This window comes from Pseudomonas sp. ZL2, from assembly GCF_054788455.1.
Genome location: NZ_JBGOGX010000008.1, coordinates 139113 through 156639, shown reverse-complemented (window position 1 = coordinate 156639; position 17527 = coordinate 139113). Strand labels below are relative to the sequence as shown.

The window sequence follows — 17527 nt, the reverse complement described above, 5'->3', positions numbered from 1 at the left end:
GAACAGGAGGGCGGCCCGTGCCTCATGGTATTGTCTGGTCGATTCCGGCTTGTAGCAACTGGCTGTCACTGTGGCCGCCTAAACGCAGCGGGCCCAAGTTGAACAACTGGTCCTTTTGGGTGGCTTCGTCCTGGTTGCGGGTCAGTTCCTTGATGCTGCCCGTAATCTGGGTGAGCCGCGACGTGGACAGGTTGAGCCCGACATTCGCGCGATAGTCCGAACCGGCCAGAGCCGTGCTCGTTACCTTGGAACCGCCCAATTCGACGCGACCCTCGCTGGCACCGATGCGGGCACCGGTGAGCTGGGTTTCGCCGCCGACCTGCAGATTGATTCCCTGCTGAGCGTTGACCCCTGAGGCCTGTTCCACGCGGTTCTTGCTCTCGTGGCTGACGTTCAGGTTCAAGCTCGGGGTATAGGAGGTCTTACCACTTTTGTCGCCAAACAGCACGTCTTCAGCGATATTGGCCACCTTGCTGCCGGCTGTGTTCTTCTCGCTGACCGAATAGCTGTCGCTGGTTTTTGGCCAGAAACGCTCTTTCAGACTGGAGAGATGGTCGCCCACGGCGTCGGCTTTGGCGGCAAGGTAGTTCTTGGCCTTGTCCACGCCGTTGCCAATGGCGCCGCGTGGTTCAGGGTTGACGTCGTAGCTGCCGCTGCGGCTGAGTTTCTCCCCCAGGCGCTCCTTCGCGTTGCTGGCCTTGGCGACCAGGCTGTCCTTGGCCGAGCCGAGTTTGTCGACGCCCGTGTCGACTGTGTTTTCCAGCTTCTCGCGATTTGACTGGAAAGCTTCCTCTGCCTTGGCTTGCAAGGTGTCCTCAAGAGGACCTGTCGCGCCGGTTATCTTGTTCACCAGCCCAGGCTGATTTTTCTCCACCTCCAGTTTGGCGTCGAAATCGACCTGGGTGCTGTTCAGATAGTCTTGACGGCTCAGGATACTCAGATTGCCAATGATGGCTCCGTTGACCTGTTGTGCATCGATGCGTGCACCAGCCAGATAGACGTCGCCGTCGCTGTTAAGTGTGACCTGGTTGGCCTTGATTACGCTGTTATGCTGAGTGACGCCTTGAGTGAAGTCGACATCGACTTTGGCAGAGGCGTTGATTCCAAGGTCGACCTTCGGCGAGTCATGTGCGAGTGCATCGGCCATGGTGGTTTTGCCGAGTTTGATACCGCCACCTAGGTCTACGCCCCAGTTGGAGTGTGATTGTCTGGACTGCGCTGACTCTTGGTAGATGCCTCCTTGAGTGGCTGTCAGGGTTACCTCAGGCGCCTCAATCTGCGTGCCTTGAAGGTGAATCGCATTGTCGCCTTTAGCGTTGCTCTTCAGCAGAACTTGACCGTTGCTGTACAGCTTTGAGCCGAGTTGGGTCTGGTCATTTTCTACGCCCTGGCCAATGTTGAAATTGGCGCTGAAGTTGACGTTTTTGCTACTGCTCTCTTCGCCGCTGGTTTTACCGCCACCAGCCGTGAAGCCACCACCCAGGTTGCTGGCATTGCTACTGTGAGTATCGACAGCGGCCTGCAGGTCAAGCTTGCCACCGGCATTCAGACTGATATCGCCGGTGGGGTGTTCGGCATTGCCGATCTGGGTACCTTGTAATGTCAGATTGCTGATACTGGTAAGCTCGACCGGTCCTTGGCCCTGGATGCTAGCGATCCGCGCCTGAGTGTCCTGTTGATTGTTGGCCTTGTGGTCCAACTGCAGACTGGCGCCCAGATTGAAGTCCTTCTCGTTGGCGCCCGGCTTGAGGCCCAAACTCAATGAGGCGTTGCCAGTCAAGCTGGACTCACTGCTACTCTTACGGTCGTTGGCTTGCTCCAGTGCCAGTTCACCGCCGGTCTTGATGCTTACGCCACCCAGTTTCCCGTCGAACTGACTGCCTTCGAAGCGCCCGTCGCCTTTAAGATCAATGTTGACCCCCTGGCTGCCGGCATAGCTGCCCACTTGGGCTGTTTCGGTGCTGCTGGTTACGTTACTACTGCCGCCAGCACCGCTGCCGCGGATACTCACGTCTTTGAGGGTGTTGGTATAAACCCGCACACCGACGGTGGCGTCCACGCTCTGTTCGCTGCTGTGCTGGGTATTGCTGGTCGCGCTGGCTTGCAGGCTACGCGCACTTATCTTCAGAGCGCCATCTGTTGCTTGGTACTGGGTGCCTTGATCGCTCAGCTGGCCATTTGCATTAACTTCTACCTGGCTGCCGCTGAGTTGGCTGACTACTGCTGTGTTGCTACTTTCGTTGAGTTGACGGTTCTGGTGACCGATGTCGATATCGAGACCAGCGTTGGGTTGCTCCAAGTCATCGAACAGGCTGAGTTCATGAAGATTGCCTTGGGCAATGTCTTGAATGGCTTTCGCTACAGGCTTGGTGAGCCCTTTGTATTCAGCGTTGGCGCCGACATCCACACTCCAGTTGTTCTCCTTGTGGTCGCTGGTTTCGCTGCTGCGGGCGGCTTTGTTGTCGATTTCGGTGGCGTTGACCAGCAGTGTGCCTTGGGCCTTAACTTTTGCACCTTCAGTGCTAAGGCGGTTGTCGGCGTTGATGGTCAGGTTGCCCTTTGCCTCAATATTGCTGGTTTGCGCAGTGCTTTTGCTGCTGCTGTCCTGAGTCTTGTTGTGGGCAACTTCGATACCATTGCCAGCACGCTCGATGCCGCCTGTGTAATAGAAACCGCCGCCAGTGGTAGTGGTGTCGCTGTGTTTCTCTTGTTTGTCGTCCGAAGCCAGCAGTTGGACATTTTTCCCGCTCAGGTTACCTTCACCGGCCGTAGCCTTTAGGGCGCTGCTTTCAATACGCAGATCCTCGTCTGCCTTGACCGTCAGGGTGCCGCCGGTGAGGCTGGAGGCCTGTTGCTGAGTACGGGTGGTGCTCTCGTTTTGCTGCTTATCCTGGTAGCGAACGCCGGCTCGGTACTGGTCGGTATCCGCTGCGTTTTCCTTAGCGTAGGCCTCTAAGCCGCGGACTCGTGTGCTGGTGCTGTTGTGCTGGGTGTTTTCGCCAGCCACGACCTTGACAGTGCCCTTAGCGCTTGCCTTTAGATCGCCCTGCGCGGTGACCTGGGAACCGCTAACGTTCAGGTCCTCTGCACTTTTCAGTGTGAGGTTGCTGTCCGAGCGCAGTTGGCTGCTGACGGTGGTCTTGTCCTTGTGCTGCTGACGGCTTTCGTCTTTGGCGATGCCGAAGAACTTGCTGTCATTGCTGTGGCTGTTGCTGTGGGACGTGTCCTGCAAGCCATCGATGGTCAGTGAGCCCTGTTCGCTGATGACGCTGGCCTCGGTACCGCCCCGTGCCTGGCTGCCGCTGATGCGCACGCTGGCGGCGCGCACGATCAGCTTGCCGTCGGCATTGACCTTGCTGCCCTGGTTCTCGGTTTTGCCCTGGTCGCCGTCGGCGTTCTTGCCGAAAAAGCCACCGCCCACCAGGTCGCCGGAGTAGCGCTGGTTGTTCTGGCTCAGCTGGCGGCTGGCGCTGTTGATGTCCACATCCTGGGCGGCAAGTGTGATGTCACCCTGGCTGTGCAGTTCAGCGCCCTGCAGCTGCAGTTTCTGCTTGCTGGTCAGATCCAGCTGCTTGTCGCCCTTGAGCTGGCTGGCGACAGTGCGTTGCTCACTGCTGGCGCTGTCCCAGTTTTCTTTCCACAGGTGCTTGCGATGCTTGCCTTGGTCGCTCTGGGTGTGGGTTTCGGTGGCCGCGGTCAGGCGCAAGTCGCCCTTGCTGTCGGCGCTCAGGCGGTTATGTGCTTTGACGTTGCTGCCCTGGATTTCAGTCTCGGCGCCGGAGTTCAGTACGGCGTCGTTTTGGGCCACTACTTTGGTGCCGTGCTGGCGGCTGTCGCTGTCGGTTTCGGTACGATCGTAGGTTTCCCAGGTGATGCCGATGGTGCTCTCGTCCCACTGCTGGCGTTTTTCCCGGAGCTTGCGGCTTTCGATGCTGCTCAGGGTCAGGTTGCGCCCAGCGTCGAGCTTGACGTTGCGGCCGCTGACGTCGGTGGCGGCCAGGGTCAGGTCCTTGGCGCCGTGGAGTTCGATATCGCCCTGGCTGCGGACTCCGGTGCGCGTGGCGTCGAGGCTGTTGGCCACGGCCTCGCCGCGGATGTCCAGATCACCGGCGGAGCTCAGCTTGACTCCGTCGCGGCCATCCACTTGGACGGCGCCCACCCGGACTCCAGCACCTTCGGCGGTGCTGACGATGTTGATCCGCCCGGCCTGCATAGCGCCGAACAGGCTGGCATCGATGCGTTGATCCTGGGTGTGGCTGGTTGGGTCAACCTTCAGCACCTTGCCGCTGGGGTAGTCGAGCTGATTGCGGCCCACGGTAACGTTCAACTGGTCCCGGGCGGTGAGGCTGCCCTTGCTGTCGATGCGTGGGGCGATCAGGTTGATCGAGCCTTCGGCATTGCGCAGACCGCCGCCGTGGATATCCAACTGGCCCCGAGCGCCCTGGGTGTTGAGTCCCTGCAGCTTGCCGTCCTGGAGTTCCGGGCGGCCCACCACCAGGCTGGCGTTGGGGGTGTTGATGAAGCTGCCGCCATTGACCGAGATGCCATTGGGGTTGGCCAGCACGAAATCGGCGGCGCGACCGAAGATTTCCTGGGCACCATTGAGTTGCGAGGCGTTGCGACTGATCACTTCGTTGAGGATCACGCTGGCCGCCTGGCCCTGAAGCTGCGCGTTGGCCGCCAGTTGTCCGGCCAGTTGCGATTGCCCAGCCTGTAGGGCGTTGTTCAAGACCACGCCTTGTTGCCCGACGTTGTAGTCCAGGAACTGGTTATGGGACAGGCCGCCGATATTAGGCGCAACAATGTTGACGATGGGCACGCCACCCTGGTTTTGCAACTGCGGGGTGCCGCCGGGGCCTTCGACCACGGTGATGCCGTCGGCCACGGCCAGAGGCAGATGGGACGCTAGCAGCAGGCTGGCGATGGTCCAGCGTAATTTGCCCTGGGGTGAAAGGTTGAATCTATAAGTGTTGTCAGACATGAGAATCTCGTTCTGAGTGGTTGAGCCTGGCATTGCTCTATCGGGTGCAGAACTTAATAGCGCTCAGGTTTGTCGTTGGTTTCAGGCTAATCAGTGGTGGTTTAAATTTGCAGGCTGAGCCTGGCCAGCCAGACTTCCGGCTCCGTGCGAAAGCCCTGCGGGGTGGTGAGGCTGCGTTGGTAATCCAGGTCGACCTGGAGTTTTTTCCACGCCAGGTTGAGGCCCAGGCCGGCACCGCCGAGATGGCGGCTCTGGGCGCCGTGCTCGGCCTTGAGCCAGCCGTTGTCCAGGCCCAGGCGTGGGGTGATCTTGACCGGCAGGTCGCTGTTCAGGGGCAGGCGCAGGGTGTTTCGCCAGACCGCGCCGATGGCGCCGGAGGCACTGTTGATGCGGTAGCCGCGCACCGCGGAATCGTCGGTGCCCAGCAGTTGCTCGATGGCCGGCAGCGGGTCTGGGCTGTACTGGGCCGAGAGCTGGCTCTGCCATTGCCAGCGCTGCTCGCCCCACTGGCCGTTGCGCCACTGGCTGAGGCCGGCGCGGTACTTGCGGAACTGCGCCTGGGGCAGGTTGCGTTGCAGCTGTTGCGAGTCGCGATCGGCGCCGAACCAGGTCAGGCCCTGGGCGTAATTGACATCCAAGTTCCATACCGCGCTGTCGAGCCAGAACAGGTTGAGCCCGGCCTCGGCCACGGTCAGGGTCGGGCTCTGGATCTGCAGGTGGGCTTTTTGCAGGTAGCTGTCCACATCCTTGTAGGCCAGTTGCAGGTTGGCGCTGAGCTGGTGGCTCTGGTCGCGCCACAGCACCCGGTCGGCGCGGCCGCTGACCATGTCGGTGCGGCCGCTGTTGTACAGGGTGGTGCGGGCCAGCTTGAGCGGGGCGCGGTATTCGGCGTGGCTTGCGAACAGGCTGTAGGTCCAATAACCGTAGGGCACCGAGTAGAACAGGCTGCTGCTGCGGCTGTAGCGCGGGCCGTGATTGAGGGTGTCACTGTAGTTCAGGTTCAGCGCGTCATTGATCTGCAACGGGCTGTCCAGATTGAGGTTGATCAACTGCCGGTCGCGGCCGGTGCTGGCGCTGCCGAGGTTATCCACACCCAGCCCGAGGCCCCAGCGCGCGGCGCTGCTGCGCGAACGCAGGATGATCCGCGAGGCACCGGGCTGGCTGCCTGGGGCGATGTCGGCGGTCAGGTCCAGGGAGCGCAGGCGGTTCAGTTGATCCAGGCCCTGCTCCAGGTCTCGCAGGTTCAGGGGCTTGCCGAGCATGCCCGGGAAAGCCCCGCCCAATGAGACTGGCAGGCTCTGGTCAGCCAGTTCGATGGTTTCGACGTAGCCTTCTTCCACCAGGATATCCAGGCTGTGGCCGGCAGCCGGGGTGCTGGCCAGGTAGGGGCGGCTGGCGATGTAGCCGGCCTCGACGTAGAGACGGGTGATGGCTGCCAGCAGCTGGTTGATCTGATTGCCCCCCATGCACGGCGCCACGTACGGCTTGATGTAGTCATTGAGCCGAGTCTTGGCAAACAGACTGACGCCACCGATGCGGGTGCCGATCAGGGGCCAGCAGCGGCTGTCGCTGGCGGTCTGATCCGGCAGGGTGGGCGTGGCCGGGGTGCTGCTGAAGCTGCCGCGCTGCATCTGCCGCTGGCGCTGCTCCAGTTGCAACTGCTGCACGTCTCGTTGTTGCTGTTGTTGCAAACGTAGGGTCTCTTGGCCGGAAAGGAAGCCGTCGGCATGCGCTGGCGCGATATGCAACAGGCCCAGTAATGACCCGAGGCATAAAGTACGGACGCTGGAGGAAAAGGGGTGTTCAGTGCGTAATGAATGGTGCACTTGGCATCCTTATGGTTAAGAGAACGCAATGTGTATAGATGATCTACGAAAGGCGGGATCGACTAGTGATCACGGCGTTAGTGCCGCTCTATGAGTATTGAGACTCACCGGTATAGTATCGAGTAATAGGGCTTAAGTTTACGGAGTGAAAATTTCTGACTTAGTGCGGTAGCGACCAACATCATTGTGTGTGGGGGGGGGGCTGGCAAATTAACTGAATTCGTCGAGGGATAGACGTTAAAGCGAAGGTTAAAATTAGTTAACCGATGGGTTTTGATAGAGCAAAGACTTGAGGGGGAATTCTGATTCTTACGTAAAGCCTAGATGCGCTGCATTCACGACGAATACAATAATCTCAAGTAGGATAACACAGCGGCCCTCCTAGGTCGACTCATGTTTTTTGATAAATATTTCATTATGTTAATGACTTGAGAAAGAAGCTTTGAGGAGACATTGAATAAGGCTTCCTGACCTTGGCAAAATCACCGGACTCCACCCCACCGTGTCGATTTTCTACGCGAAAAAGGCGTGGCAACGATCCCTGCCAGGATCTACGAGTGGACTTATTCTGAGCCACATAAGATCGTTCTCTATAGCGTAAAAAAGGCGCCTTCGACGCAACTTGGGCGGTCTTAGACGATCGCTGGGTCGAGAGCGTCGAGCATCCAAGCTGGACGATCCCGCTGCTGACCGCTTACGGGGTTAAGCTCGAAGTATGGCCAGAAACTTTCCCTAAACCTGAGAGCATCCAGCTCGCCTTGTTCCAAGCTCCTGGAGTGACGTCCCCACTTGGCCACCCAGACTGGGAGTGCATTGCGATCGTAGATATGGACACAATCAATGCCATTCATGTCTTCCAGCAAGAAGCGGTATCAACTACTGCCTTCGAACTCAACGAAGTAAAAATCGATCATCGTGTATGGCAGTTCGCGATTGCTGTGGCACTCATTGCGGGGATTGCATTGGCGGCTCTCCGTTTCAAAAATACCGCAACTGTGAGGCGACCGATTTCACTGGGTGACCCTTGGAGGCTAGCTGATGATGCGACGGTTTATGCAATGGGCTTTCCTGGGGCTGAGGAGTGGTTCCATGCGGAAGGAAAGCTGGCAGGCAAGGGGCCCAAAGGATCTTGGAATACAACGATTGTCTTGAACCCGGGCATGAGCGGCGGCCCCGTCTTCAACACCGACGGCAGTGTTGTCGCAATGGTTTGGGGCGGTGTTAATACACCCAGTGTCTCGGGTATCAATCGGGTGTTGCCGGTCAACCTGCTTGCTGACGCACTAAAAATCGCCGGCAGCATCAGCCCCACTCACACCTCGACGTTGGTGGTTCCAGTGCAAGGGATCGAACAACCATACAAGATTGATGTCACGCAAGAGTCGCTGGGAGGCATCTCGCCGGAAACGAAACAATACCGTCGCACCTTCAATGCTAAGCCGGGCTTCCAGATCGCCGATTACCAACTGGTCAGTAAGAGTGCCAACAACGCGAGTGCGCCGAGTATCTCTTTGTCGCCAGATAAGAAGGCGATCACCATTGATTTTGATCTGACCAGTGGCCCCGCATATGACCGCTGGAGGGGGTGGCTCGACGGAGAACTGCTTACTCGCCAGGTTGAGGTATCCGATCCATGAACCCCACCTACCGTGAGATAACCGTCGCCTTTATTGTGGCATCTCTGGCCAGTAGTTGACGGCAGTACCGCTTCAAAGTCTTCAAGCGACTGTACCTATGGCAACCTCTACAGTACGTGGTGTAGCCACGTATCCCCCCTAAGGCTGCTTCTGGTCAAAAGCAGCATCTAGTACGTAGCGGCCTAACCGTGGGCGGTCATCAACTCTAGCAGTTTAAATCAGCCTGCCAGCACCAGAGCCTTGGGCAGCCCCCCACGCGGCAAGTCCTCCAGGCCAACGACACCGTTAGCCAAGTAGCGACTGCGCCACTTGGACACTACCGGCGAGGTGACGTTCATGCGCAGGCTGACCTCCTTGGGCGTCATGCCACTGTCCAGCAGCAGGATCGACGCCCGGGTGACGCTCCGATAGGGCATCAGCCCTGACCGAGCGATCTTCTGCAGTTGCGCTCGGTCTTCGTCCGACAAAAAAATTCGAGTGCCTTCCTGGCCATGCAGCCTCCTAGTTCACGTGGTTCGAAGCGGTTCATTTACTGGCCGAGGCCATCAGAACACCAAAACAGAAGAAAGTGATGCCGGAGAGCTTGCCGACGATTCGCGCGCCGCGGTCGGTCGGCAACCAGCCCCTGGCGCCATTGGCCATCAGCGCGTAGCCGGTGTGTACCAGCACGACCAGCAACGCGTAGGATGAAACCAGCAGGAAGAACTGGCTATAGTAGTTGTACTGCGGACTGATGAATTGTGGAAACACCGCCAGGAAGAAGAAACCAGCCTTGGGATTTAGCAACTGGATCGACAACGCTTCGACGAAGCGCCGCCAGGGTTGCGCGGCGGTCACGGTGAGCTCCGGGATGAAACGCTGGGTACGCCACATCTTCACCCCCAAGTACAACAGGTACAACGCGCCTACGTACTTGAGCACGGTGAACGCCGTTGCCGAGGTCGCCAGGACCAGCCCCACGCTGCTGGCTGAGAGCCCAGCGACGATGAAAGCGCCCAAGGCGATGCCGAAGATCCCCGGCACCGCACCGCTCCAGCCGTGGCGCAGGGCATTGGAGAGGGTCAGAACCACCCCGGTACCGGGGCTTAACACGGTGAGAGTCGCGAGGATAACCGATGACGATCACCTGTTGAATGCGGCAGGCGCCTTCTTCGATGGGCTGCTGGCGGGATTCGTGCGAGAGGACGCCACCGATGAATAAAGACATCCAACCGGTGGAAGCATCTGACCGAGCGCGACCAGCACCTATTAGCTTGGTTCAAGCACTGTGGTTCTGGCTGAAGCTCGGCTTTATCAGCTTTGGCGGGCCTGCGGGTCAGATCTCGATCATGCACCAGGAGCTGGTAGAGCGTCGGCGCTGGATCTCAGAGCGACGTTTTCTCCATGCATTGAATTACTGCATGCTGCTTCCTGGGCCTGAGGCGCAGCAGTTGGCGACCTATATCGGCTGGCTGATGCATCGCACCTGGGGTGGAGTGATTGCGGGTGGACTGTTTGTGCTCCCTTCGCTGTTTATCCTGATTGCGCTGTCATGGGTCTACATTGCCTTCGGTGAGGTGCCCATCGTCGCCGGGCTGTTCTATGGCATCAAGCCTGCAGTGACCGCCATCGTGGTCCATGCTGCTCACCGGATAGGCTCAAGAGCACTCAAAAACGGATGGCTGTGGGCGATTGCCGGCGCTTCGTTCGTCGCAATTTTTGCCTTGAATGTGCCTTTCCCGATCATCGTCGTGGTAGCGGCATTGCTGGGTTATCTGGGTGGTCGGCTTGCCCCGGAAAAATTCCGGACCGGTGGCCATGGTGCTGCGAAGAAGTCCTACGGCGCTGCACTGATCGATGATGAAACCCCAACGCCGGAACATGCCCGATTTCGTTGGTCTCGGCTGATGCTTCTGATACTGGTAGGAGGCGTGCTTTGGTTGTTACCCATGGGCATCCTGACCGCGATGTTTGGCTGGAACGGTACCTTTACCCAGATGAGCTGGTTCTTTACCAAGGCTGCGCTTCTAACATTTGGTGGTGCGTATGCGGTACTGCCCTATGTCTATCAGGGCGCTGTAGGACACTACGGCTGGTTGACGCCGCCCCAAATGATCGATGGCCTGGCCCTGGGTGAAACCACGCCAGGTCCGTTGATCATGGTCGTGGCGTTCGTTGGCTTCGTCGGCGCATATGTTCAGCAGGTTTTTGGCCCCGAACAGGCCTTCCTCGCCGGTGCCGTAGCGGCGAGCTTGGTGACGTGGTTCACCTTCTTACCTTCTTTCCTGTTGATTCTGGCCGGTGGACCTTTGGTCGAGTCGACGCACAACGAGCTGAAATTCACCGCGCCACTCATCGGCATCACAGCTGCTGTGGTGGGAGTGATACTGAACCTCGCGATGTTTTTCGGTTACCACGTCCTTTGGCCCAATGGCTTTGGCGCAGGATTGGACTGGCCGTCGCTGGTGATTGCAATAGCTGCAGCAATTGCGTTGTTTCACTTCAAACGCGGCGTCATTCAGATACTGCTCAGCTGCGGTGTCGTCGGCTTGCTGGTGTACATCGTGCGGAACGGTCACTGGGGAGCATTCTTCCAACTGTGGTCATAGTGACCACAGTTGGTCTTCTTGGCTGCATCAGGAGGCTATTCGAAGCCCATCGGCACGGTGCTGCTCACGAACAGCCCGGTCAATTGCGTCGACGATTCGGCTAGCCTCCGATGGCAATGTAGTTCCGGAGATTTCATGAACGGCTGTCACGATCTCAGCACGAATGCTGCGGTTTGAGGTGAGTTGAACGAGGAGAAGTAGATTCTCCATTCTGCAGAAGTCGGCTATCAGCGCACGTTGCGTGGAGAGCTCGCGCCTGATCGAGTTCAAGCCAGAGATTTCTCTAATCACGGACTCGGCGCTTTCCAACTCAGCTTTGGTTAGGCTCTTCTTGTTCGGGATTGTCTCGAGCTTGTGGAACAGCGCATACAAGTCCTGCTTGTGGGATACATCATTGGACTCCAGCCAGGCTCCAACGCCTTTCAGCGTCCCGAAATCATGGGGATACCAGGTTCGGGTCGTGACCTCCCTGCCGTCATCCAGACGCTCTTTCTCTACTTTCAAATACTCCCATGTGACCTTTAGTGCACCCCGTTTCCGTCGGTCAACCAGTGAAGTTGAAGCCTTTGCAGGAAGGGTCCAGAAGATTCTATTGGCGTCATCCCGGACCGCTTCACCTTCTTTAAGAGTTTCTTTGACCCGCTTTTTGAGCTCATCCCTGTCCTGCAGAAGTTGCTGGACTCTGGCCCGACGAATAGCGTCGGTCTCCGATTTCCTCACCTTACTCAGTGCATTCTTAACTTGCTCATCATCTAAACCGAGATGATTCTGGGCACAGCAGTGTGCCGATCAGTACGTACTGACCAGTGGTCGTCTCCACAACATAACCATGTTGATGTTCCTGCCCGCGGTTATTGCCACGGTCGCGGCGAGCCTTGTGCGGTGGTGAATCCCCCAGGTGACCAGCAGCCCTAATGTCAGGGTAACCAGTACGTTGAACAAGCCGGACGTGCTGATGTAGCGATAGGGTACCTCAGAAATGATTGCGAACAAGACCATCAAAATGAGGTATCGGCCGTTGGCGGTTGTCAGTAACTCACCGGGTCTTGTGCGCGCCACATTGGCGGCAATTGCTACGCAAAACAGCGGAAAGGCGAGCCGCCCGACGATAAATAGGTCGCCCATTTCGGGCCACACCAAGCGCAAGTGATCGATGACCATTGTGATTGATCATGGCCAACCACTTGATCAGGTCCTGGCCAGCATTACGGTGCTTGATAGCTGGTGCTGTGGGCTCATACGCGTTCATCACGAGCCTCCCAAGACGAGTACTGTGAGCAGTAGATAACGCCCCCCTTGGCCAGGGTTACGATCAGAAGGAAACGCCACAGGGGCTCGCGCATGACTCCCGCGACTAGCGTCAGCGGATCGCCAATGATGGGAGCCCAGCTGAGTAGCAAGGACCAGTGGCCGTAGCGCTCATAGGACTGTTGGGCTTTTTCGAGTTTGCTCTCACTGACCGGAAACCGAAAGTGCTCGATGCTGCGCCCAAATATCCAGTTCACCAACGAGCCCAGAACGTTGCCGGTTGTGGCCACCAGTAGCAGTATCAGGGGCACGTATTTGTCAGAGGCCAGCATGCCGGCAAGCACGGCCTCTGACTGCATGGGCAGCAATGTGGCGGCCCCCAGTGCCGCCAGAAATAGGCCGATGTAGCTGGTCAGTTCGAACACTGAACAGGCCCCTTATCTATTCAGCCCGATCCAGCCATGGAAGCCCACATAGAGGCCGACACCGATAATCAGGACGCCGGAGAGGTGAGGTGCACGCCGAGCTACGGTACCCAGCCACGGCCAGCGGTTGGAGGCTTGTCTGGCGCCAATTGCTGCTGCGCTTCCTACAGCTACCAAGGTAAGCGCCAAGCCAATGCTGAAGCACAGGACTAGCATGCCACCTAGTGCGACCTCTTTAACTTGGAGGCAGAGCAGCAGTACTGTGATGGCTGCGGGGCATGGAATAAGGCCACCGGTCAGGCCAAACATGATGATCTGACCTGTTGTCACATCCCGATTGGTAAAGCGCTTACGAATGTCGTTGGCATGGGCACGTTCATGCGCGTCCTGGTAGCCATCGACTGACAGTTCTAAACCCTCAAGCTCGGAATGGGCGTGGCCATGATCGTGCTCGCGGTAATCGAGATCATAGTCATGCGAGTGACCTGAATGGCCGAGGCTGAGTCGTGCGCTGAATTCATGGGGTTCAGGAATATCAACCGTGGACTGGAGGTACCCCTCTCGTTCGACGAAGGCAAATTGCTGGGTCTTCCCATCTGGCCTAGTGGTGGTTAATTGAACTTGGGCAGCCGGCCAAGCATGGCCGCTGAGCACTTTCATCCGCCAGTGCGGGGGTACACCGTCTTCGAAGATGGAAAGCTCAATCCGGCCATGTCCGGTATCAATACGGTGAGTCTCATCATGATGGCCGTGATCATGATCGCCATGATGGTGATCATCGCCTTGCTCGAACTTGAACATCTGCTCGCCATGCCACGTCCGCCAGAGCATCCACAGGGCAATCACAATGATCAGGGCAGAAGACGCGAGCTGGAAGTAAGGCTCAGTAGTCTGTGCATCCAACCCCTTACCCAGGTACATCCCTCCGATTGCAACCAGCCATACCACCAACGTGTGTGAGATCGTGGCGGCAAGGCCCAACAGAATCGCCTGTTTCACCGATCCACGAATAGCAACGATGAACGCGGCCATCATGGTTTTAGAGTGACCAGGCTCAAGCCCGTGGAGTGCACCAAGTAGGATGGCACTGGGGAAATAAAGCCAGGCGTGGGCTCCGCCCTGCTGTAGCAGCTCTGCGAAACTCGGCATGAGGAACCTAAAGGTACTTAGTGATTTGCTTGAATTCTTCAAGCGAGGAGCGATCACCGTTACTCAATGCCGCAACGGTGTCTTCCAGACAGTGGTCGATGTGATCCTGAATGAGTGTCCGCTTGGCTTGGCAAACCGCTTTTTCAACAGCATGCAACTGCTGTGCGATGTCGACGCACTCCCGGCCCTCCTCGATCATCGTGATGATGCTTCGCAGGTGGCCGCCCGCACGCTTGAGGCGCTTGATGATTGCTTCGTGGCTTTGGTGAGTATGTGTATGACCATGCGGGTGGTCATGGGCATGGAGGTGCTCATGCTCAGTCATGACTTGAGTCTCTGGTTCCGATGAATTGCACTGGCATCGTATCCCCCCCTGGGGGGATAGGCCAAACAAGCTTCACATTCTATGGAATTGGCCTGAAAGGCACCTGTGATGTTTAGTCGTTCTCTCTCAACGATGGTGATTTTTGCTCTTGCTCTGGCCGTTATCTCGGCTTGGACGGGGCATGCCTATACGTTGGCAATGCCCGGCAAACATCCTGTAGCAGAGTGGCGCAAGGAGCTGAGCATGATCACAGCCATGGTGCATCGGCTTGTACACAGTGCTCCGACCATTACCACTCGCCACTTACCCCTGATCACCAGCACGAAACCCCTCAGCTGAGCTCTACGGTGCAGCTTGCTGCGCAGCAGAAGCCATTCTTACGGCTCGCCGCGCCAGGCCATTCACTTCCCCGATCACCAATATTCCTGATCGAGCGCCCCCCCCCCCGTTCTCCGATTGCTTCCTGACCATGGCCGCACAGCGGCTCAAGTTCATTGCAACGTAGGATTGATCCATGCACTTGCACCCAACGAGTGGCGGGGATGTGTTCGCTCTGCGCTCACGCCGACCGCTATTGCTGTTCTTTTTACTTGTTTAGGCATGCCCGAGGCGTTGGCTCATGCCGTCGCTGAGGGGGATAAAGGCTTTATCCAGGAAAGCTCAGGCGTGATGTTGTTGCCGTTCATTTACATGGGCGCCAAGCACATGATGACGGGGTACGACCACCTGCTCTTTCTGTTCGGGGTGGTCTTCTTCCTCTACCGAATGAAGGATGTCGGGTTATACGTAACCCTGTTTGCCGTCGGGCATTCGGTCACCCTGTTGCTGGGTGTACTCACTGAAATCAGCATCAGCTCGTATGTAATCGACGCCATCATTGGCTTCTCCGTCGTGTACAAGGCGCTCGACAACCTTGGCGCGTTTCAACGCTGGTTTGGCTTCCAGCCAAATACCAAGGTGGCCACGCTGGTGTTTGGCCTGCTGCATGGTTTCGGCCTCGCGATCACATCGTCAATTATCTGGCCCAATACGAGGCTCGCTACCAATTCCACGTCGACTCATGCTCTGTTTGAAGCGATAGCGCCACAGTCGCTGACGGAAGCCTCGGCTGCCGTACTGGCTTCCTTGGTCGCTGTGAAACAGAACCTTCTGAGGCCGACCACGCTGCTCATAGGCCATATCCAAAGCCTTGATAGCCAGGTCAGCGTCAGGCTTCGATGAAAACGCCCAGCCCACCACGCGACGGGCGAACAGATCGATCACAGCCGCCAAATAGTGCCAGCGACCTTGAGCCCAGACATACGTGATGTCACCGCACCAGACCTCATTCGGTGCCGACACGGTGAACTCTCGATCCAACACGTTCGGGATATCCGGCCGCTCCACCGTCGCCTTTTTATAGGCATGTGAGCCAGGTTGCTTGCTGATCAATTTCATTTCGTTCATCAGCTTGCGCACCTTGAATCGCCCAATCTCTATGCCGTCCGCGCGCATCATGAGCATGATGCTTCGGCTGCCCGCCGCGCTGCGGCTTTGAGTGAACAGCTCGTTCACTCGGCTGCGTAAAACCAATCGATCAACGTCCGGAGATCGGCGCTTGCGGCAGTGCGCGTATGAAACCCGTAAACAGCAGAGTCGAGCTGAACGCACCGAGTGGGAGCACATTGTGCCCGCGTGGACATTAGGTCACCAGAGACAGTGCTGGCAGAGCGGTGGACGTGAGCATTGCGCTGACGACGACCCTGTCTTCAAGGCCATGGAAGCAAACCTTTTTAACCTCTACCCTGCAGTAGGTGAAGTGAACGGCAACCGAAGTAACTTCAACTACGGAGTGGCGTCTGGCGTCGCCCCACAGTGCGGACAGTGCAAAACCAAAGTCGACTTCAACCAACGCGCTGCTGAGCCACGCGATGAGGTCAAAGGTCTCGTTGCCCGGACTACGTTTTACATGTTCGATCGGAACAAGCTCAGCATGTCTCGACAGCAGCAACAGCTGTTCATGGCATGGGACAAGCAGCATCCAGTCAACGCTTGGGAGCAAGAGCGCGATCGCCGCATCTCCGCATCTCCGCATCTCCGCATCTCCGCAATCATGGGGCACTCTAACCCATTCGTTACCGGCCAACGCAGCTGGACGAACGGGTATAAGCCAGTGGGTGATGGCGTCGTGAGCGCTGCCCCTAAGCAAGTCCCACAACCAGCTCTAAAGCCCACCCTGGCAAGTGCAACCACTGCCATCGGTGTGATCGTCGGGAACCAGAGAAGCCATGTCTATCATCTGCCGAGCGGCTGTCCTGGCTATGCACAGGTGTCTGCAAAAAATCAGGTCTCCTTCGCGTCAGAAACTGAGGCTCAGGCAGCAGGTTATCGAAAGGCTGGAAACTGCAAATAGCGGCTACGTGCCAATCAACTGGCAAGTACGACCGTGATTGGATAGGGAGAGCTCACTATGCAAGCGAAGCGGGTGAGCATTAGCCACATTGAGTGACGACGTAGAACCCAGCTGTCGAACCGGCCTGTTGATACCTAAAGAACGTTCAATAATATGGACAACTGCCCCGGCGATTACATCAGGGCTTAGAGCGCTGTTCTTGAAGTCTGCGGGGAGGATTCATTCTGACGGGGAAATCACCAAACTCGTCGATGATGCCCAAGTAGTCAGGATGTAAGGCCTTTAGGCCGAGGCGGTTATCTAACCAAGCATTCAACTCAAACAACTTTACTGGAGCGGCGCATAAAAAGTCGCGAAGCGCTGCGGTCACTTCGTTGCGAAATCCGGCATCGGATTGCACGCCCCTGCTTTCGACATACTGATTGATAAAGCAACCAATTGAGCAATGTTCGGAGCTTGAGATGATGATTTGACCTACGCTGCTCGTATAAGGCCTTGCGGGGTGAGGTGACACCGTGAACTCCTGTGCTGAACGTCCGTAAGATGGGGCGGCTTCCAAATCGTCGACCCAAAATGGATCAGAAAAGCGCGGCGCATATTTTACTTAATTCCCTATAAAAAGCATGACAAAGCAGACCCCTCCGATAGACGGCATCTCAAACACCATTCCCAAGACCTAAGTGCTGACCTTTTGCTTTTCATTCCCACGCTCCAAAACGGAGGAGCTCGAGTTGGTCCATATGCATATGAAAGATCCTAGCCTTGGGCAACCGTATTCACTTAGATACTAGCCCACCAGTTGCAGAAATTTCGGTCTGTAAGCTACAAGAGGCGGTCACTCGAACCCAGTAATGCATCGCTGTGTTGCTGGAGCTCCAACGCATACCTGTCGTTGCTCTCAGCGATGGATTGCCCCCCCGCAGAAGCTCCCCTACCGGAGACTGCAGCACTCAATC

The 17527-nt window shown here is 57.3% G+C and carries 11 protein-coding genes and 4 pseudogenes; 4 read left to right on the top strand and 11 right to left on the bottom strand.

Annotated features, from left to right (window positions below; all coding sequences use genetic code 11):
• Positions 1-22: 22 nt before the first annotated feature.
• Positions 23-4981, bottom strand: a complete 4959-nt coding sequence (locus ABM562_RS09875; protein WP_460421726.1) for a hemagglutinin repeat-containing protein — start codon at positions 4979-4981, stop codon at positions 23-25.
• 101 nt (positions 4982-5082) lie between these two features.
• Positions 5083-6807 (bottom strand): ShlB/FhaC/HecB family hemolysin secretion/activation protein, encoded by a 1725-nt coding sequence (locus ABM562_RS09870; RefSeq protein ID WP_460421724.1) that lies wholly within the window; start codon positions 6805-6807, stop codon positions 5083-5085.
• A gap of 827 nt (positions 6808-7634) precedes the next feature.
• On the opposite strand from ABM562_RS09870, the gene ABM562_RS09865 reads away from it, so the two are divergent.
• Positions 7635-8444: a S1 family peptidase gene (locus ABM562_RS09865; RefSeq protein ID WP_460421722.1), complete on the top strand. Its 810-nt coding sequence runs from the start codon at positions 7635-7637 to the stop codon at positions 8442-8444.
• 218 nt (positions 8445-8662) lie between these two features.
• Here the strand turns inward: ABM562_RS09865 and ABM562_RS09860 are convergent, their stop codons facing one another.
• Both ABM562_RS09860 and ABM562_RS09855 read right to left on the bottom strand, forming a co-directional pair.
• Positions 8663-8860 carry a helix-turn-helix domain-containing protein gene (locus ABM562_RS09860; RefSeq protein WP_460421720.1) on the bottom strand — a complete coding sequence of 66 codons (198 nt, stop codon included), beginning with the start codon at positions 8858-8860 and terminating at the stop codon, positions 8663-8665.
• Between the two features lie 109 nt (positions 8861-8969).
• Positions 8970-9536, bottom strand: a complete 567-nt coding sequence (locus tag ABM562_RS09855; RefSeq protein WP_460421718.1) for a LysE family translocator — start codon at positions 9534-9536, stop codon at positions 8970-8972.
• A 101-nt stretch (positions 9537-9637) separates the two neighbouring features.
• Here ABM562_RS09855 and chrA point away from each other — a divergent pair, with 101 nt between their 5' ends.
• A complete protein-coding gene (gene chrA, locus ABM562_RS09850) occupies positions 9638-11032 on the top strand; it encodes a chromate efflux transporter (protein ID WP_460421717.1) in 1395 nt (464 codons plus the stop codon).
• A gap of 27 nt (positions 11033-11059) precedes the next feature.
• Here chrA and ABM562_RS09845 read toward each other — a convergent pair whose 3' ends face one another.
• The 5 genes and pseudogenes from ABM562_RS09845 to ABM562_RS09825 form a co-directional block, all read right to left on the bottom strand.
• The gene (locus ABM562_RS09845) at positions 11060-11752 is read right to left on the bottom strand and encodes a hypothetical protein (RefSeq protein WP_460421715.1); all 693 of its coding nucleotides are present in this window, start codon (positions 11750-11752) and stop codon (positions 11060-11062) included.
• A gap of 69 nt (positions 11753-11821) precedes the next feature.
• Positions 11822-12193 carry a TraX family protein gene (locus tag ABM562_RS09840; protein ID WP_460421714.1) on the bottom strand — a complete coding sequence of 124 codons (372 nt, stop codon included), beginning with the start codon at positions 12191-12193 and terminating at the stop codon, positions 11822-11824.
• An 87-nt stretch (positions 12194-12280) separates the two neighbouring features.
• A pseudogene (locus ABM562_RS09835) lies at positions 12281-12705 on the bottom strand (YqaA family protein).
• Between the two features lie 12 nt (positions 12706-12717).
• Positions 12718-13854, bottom strand: coding sequence for a nickel/cobalt efflux protein RcnA (locus tag ABM562_RS09830; protein WP_460421712.1), 1137 nt, complete (start codon positions 13852-13854; stop codon positions 12718-12720).
• A 7-nt stretch (positions 13855-13861) separates the two neighbouring features.
• Positions 13862-14179, bottom strand: coding sequence for a metal-sensing transcriptional repressor (locus ABM562_RS09825; RefSeq protein ID WP_460421710.1), 318 nt, complete (start codon positions 14177-14179; stop codon positions 13862-13864).
• A 600-nt stretch (positions 14180-14779) separates the two neighbouring features.
• Between ABM562_RS09825 and ABM562_RS09820 the strand changes: the two are divergent.
• A pseudogene (locus ABM562_RS09820) lies at positions 14780-15124 on the top strand (HupE/UreJ family protein); the annotation flags it as partial.
• A 102-nt stretch (positions 15125-15226) separates the two neighbouring features.
• On the opposite strand, the pseudogene ABM562_RS09815 reads toward ABM562_RS09820, so the two are convergent.
• Positions 15227-15757, bottom strand: a pseudogene (locus ABM562_RS09815) (IS3 family transposase); the annotation flags it as partial.
• A gap of 28 nt (positions 15758-15785) precedes the next feature.
• On the opposite strand from ABM562_RS09815, the pseudogene ABM562_RS09810 reads away from it, so the two are divergent.
• Positions 15786-16571: pseudogene (locus ABM562_RS09810) on the top strand (endonuclease); the annotation flags it as partial.
• Between the two features lie 178 nt (positions 16572-16749).
• Here the strand turns inward: ABM562_RS09810 and ABM562_RS09805 are convergent.
• Positions 16750-17085 carry a hypothetical protein gene (locus ABM562_RS09805; protein ID WP_460421708.1) on the bottom strand — a complete coding sequence of 112 codons (336 nt, stop codon included), beginning with the start codon at positions 17083-17085 and terminating at the stop codon, positions 16750-16752.
• Between the last annotated feature and the right edge of the window lie 442 nt (positions 17086-17527).

Bases quoted from the DNA above. Each gene is read 5' to 3' on its own strand.
- chrA (WP_460421717.1), top strand. From the start codon at position 9,638: ATGAATAAAGACATCCAACCGGTGGAAGCATCTGACCGAGCGCGACCA.
- ABM562_RS09825 (WP_460421710.1), bottom strand. From the start codon at position 14,179: ATGACTGAGCATGAGCACCTCCATGCCCATGACCACCCGCATGGTCAT.
- ABM562_RS09830 (WP_460421712.1), bottom strand. From the start codon at position 13,854: ATGCCGAGTTTCGCAGAGCTGCTACAGCAGGGCGGAGCCCACGCCTGG.
- ABM562_RS09840 (WP_460421714.1), bottom strand. From the start codon at position 12,193: ATGGTCATCGATCACTTGCGCTTGGTGTGGCCCGAAATGGGCGACCTA.
- ABM562_RS09860 (WP_460421720.1), bottom strand. From the start codon at position 8,860: ATGCCCTATCGGAGCGTCACCCGGGCGTCGATCCTGCTGCTGGACAGT.
- ABM562_RS09875 (WP_460421726.1), bottom strand. From the start codon at position 4,981: ATGTCTGACAACACTTATAGATTCAACCTTTCACCCCAGGGCAAATTA.
- ABM562_RS09865 (WP_460421722.1), top strand. From the start codon at position 7,635: ATGGACACAATCAATGCCATTCATGTCTTCCAGCAAGAAGCGGTATCA.